Below are 2,649 nucleotides of genomic sequence, written 5' to 3'. Positions count from 1 at the left end.
GCCTCCGAACGCACACCACGCCCGGAGGGGCCTTCAAGCACCTCAAGCCGGCTGACCGCCCCAACTGACGAGCTGTCAAAATGGACGTCCTTTTTGCCGTCCAATCCCATCCCAAACCTCCGTTCAATCCGGAGGCTTCTTCGCACATCTAATCTAACCCCGAACCCTGGGTATCGGCTTAGCGCTTACGTTGAATTCGAGATCGACGGCGCCCTTCGCGTTTTCCGACGCTGAGGTCCAAGTGCTGGAAGCCTGGCTCAGCAGACAGCTCGATGCGTTGTTTGGGAGTGCCCACTCGCCACGAAATGGCACCGCCGGACCCGATGAGGCGATGAAGCGCCCGATGCGGAAGCAAGGATAGTGCTCGATGGTCAACATGACCACCAAGGGCGACGCCTCCACTCTTACTCAGGTCAGAAATATAGGCGACATTGTTGCGGCGTTGGTATGCTATCGGCATGAAACGCGACGGCCGACAACTTGACCATCGAACCCTGGAAGAAATCCGCATGATGGCGACCCGCGCACAAGAAGGCGGATCGAGTCCGCGCCCAGCTCGCCGACATCGGCAACAGACCAGCTTTGGTGCGTTCCTGCTTCAAGCATCCAGATGTCGCCTATATTTCTGACCTATGAGTAAAACAAATCCATCGTAATTGTTGGTGTTGATGTATTCATTGACATCACGCTCATCTTGACGTAACAACTTCCATCAATGGCCAAAGCCCGTAAAATCACGCGAACCCGGCTTGTCGTCAGCCCCGGATTTGCCGAGCTGGTTGTGTGGGAAGTTCCCGAGCCCGTCTCGGGCAGTCCGCATAGCTACAAATACCGGCTCGCCTATGTGGTGAACGGCGTCTGCCGCGTGCGTTACGACAATGAGCGCGGCAAGGGCGATCATCGCCACCTGGATGGCAAGGAAAGCTCTTATGCGTTTCGTGGGCTGGAGCGGCTGCTGGCGGATTTTTGGCGTGACGTGAATAAACGGAGATAGAACATGCGGACGGTTATCCTGGGCGTCGAGACACAAAGCGACCTGACGCGCCGCATCCTGGCGACTGCGCACGGGCAGCGTAAGGCTGGCGACGACCGAATTTCATTCGAGAGCGTCAGCGACCTTTGGCGGGTGCTGGCGCCCAAACGCATGGAGATCGTGCGAGTTATGACCGGAGCCGGCCCGCTGACAATCCGGGAAGTCGCGCGTCGGGTCGACCGCGACTTCAAGGGGGTCCACTCCGACGTGACGCTGCTGCTGGGCGCGGGGATTTTGGAGCGGACGGAAAGTGGGGGCGTGGAATTTCCCTATGACCGCGTTCATGTCGAGTTCGACGTGATGGCGGCGTGACGTCCCCGCCCGCGTCAATCGTAAGATTGAAACAGCGCAATAAGACAAAATCGCGCGGGACTGTAGAGATTCGTCAATGACTCGGAACGTGCAATCAAGAACAAGTCTTGCCGCAACGGGCTGCCCCACGCCATTGAGAGCCGCGGTTTATCTGAGCTCCAGCTGCTGACTCGCATCCTCCGCGAGCCATAGGAGGGGCACATGTGAATGTCTTTAGGGTCGCACTCGACTGCAGCCGTATCGCTACCCTGCGTCCTGCGTTTCCTCAAGCTTCCGAAAGATTCACCGGCTCCTGCGGGAGACCCGGTCAAGGCGGAAGTTTCGGGAAACGGCGGCAGAGACCAAGTTCACGCGACGATGCCTAGTGGACCTGAATTTGGCTTCTTGGCCGAGGCAGGGCGGTCCGCTCCTCCGGCTCAACCGCTTGAGAGATTCTTCACGGCCGACGAAATAGCCCAAGCTATCCCGGACCCGAAATAGAGGGAGATTGCTCTCTTCTACCACCGGCGGAAGTAAGCTGTTGGAACCCGATAGACAAGTCGCAGTTTGTGCTCGTTAGAAATGTCACCAGCTGGTACGGCGAGGAGGGCGCACGGCGCGGAGCTGGCCGGGATTGCGAAGTGGCGGGCGCCCGTATGACAATACCTTGATAGGGACGACTTGATCGGGCGGCCGCCCAGGGCTCTCAACCGGCCTTGAACATGCTTTTGCCCTGGCCCCGCCGGCGCGGGGCTTTCTGCTGCGATTGGTATCCAGCAGCTTCTGCTGCTCGGCAATGTAAGCCAGCACAGGCCCCAGCCGCTTGCTCTCGACAATGGCGGCCTGGTCGACCTGCTGCAGCTTGTCGAAGGTGCGGTAGGGCAACTCGCGACCGTTATGTTTGATCGCCAGGCGACCGTCCGGATAATCAAACACCATGACCCGTTGGCGAGCGAGCGGCCGGGTGATCTCGGTCGGCTCGAGAATGAAGAGCAACCTTGTCGTATTGCAGGGTCAGGCTGTGCGAAACAGTGCGCTCTTCCTTCCAGGCAAAAGCGTCATCAACGTCGTCGTGCTCGGCCAACAGCCGATGCACATCCTTGTCGTTGAAGGGTGCCTTGGCAAACCGTCGATTGTAATCCTCCATGAACGGCGGCAGAAACGCATTGCCGGCCTCCATCGTCGAGAGTCCTGCAAGCCGCATCTCCTTGACCAGTCGATCCTGCAGCGTGCCATTGGCGCGCTCCACGGCCGGGCTGCGAGAATGGCCGTGCCGTAATGGCTCGCCATCTCGGCATAGGTTCGGTTGAGGCCGGGATCGTGGC

Annotated in this window: 2 protein-coding genes and 1 pseudogene; 2 read left to right on the top strand and 1 reads right to left on the bottom strand. The window is 59.2% G+C overall.

Annotated features, from left to right (window positions below; all coding sequences use genetic code 11):
* Nucleotides 1-715: 715 nt before the first annotated feature.
* A complete protein-coding gene (locus AC5ZGW_RS45690) occupies nucleotides 716-994 on the top strand; it encodes a toxin-antitoxin system TumE family protein (RefSeq protein WP_130231810.1) in 279 nt (92 codons plus the stop codon).
* Nucleotides 995-997: 3 nt separating this feature from the next.
* Complete coding sequence (locus AC5ZGW_RS45685) at nucleotides 998-1,345, top strand: HVO_A0114 family putative DNA-binding protein (RefSeq protein ID WP_130231812.1); 348 nt, start codon at nucleotides 998-1,000, stop codon at nucleotides 1,343-1,345.
* Nucleotides 1,346-2,030: 685 nt separating this feature from the next.
* Here the strand turns inward: AC5ZGW_RS45685 and AC5ZGW_RS45680 are convergent.
* Nucleotides 2,031-2,573: pseudogene (locus AC5ZGW_RS45680) on the bottom strand (ISNCY family transposase); the annotation flags it as partial.
* Between the last annotated feature and the right edge of the window lie 76 nt (nucleotides 2,574-2,649).

The organism is Bradyrhizobium sp. Crot121, assembly GCF_059512385.1.
This window is presented reverse-complemented; position numbering and strand designations above follow the sequence as displayed.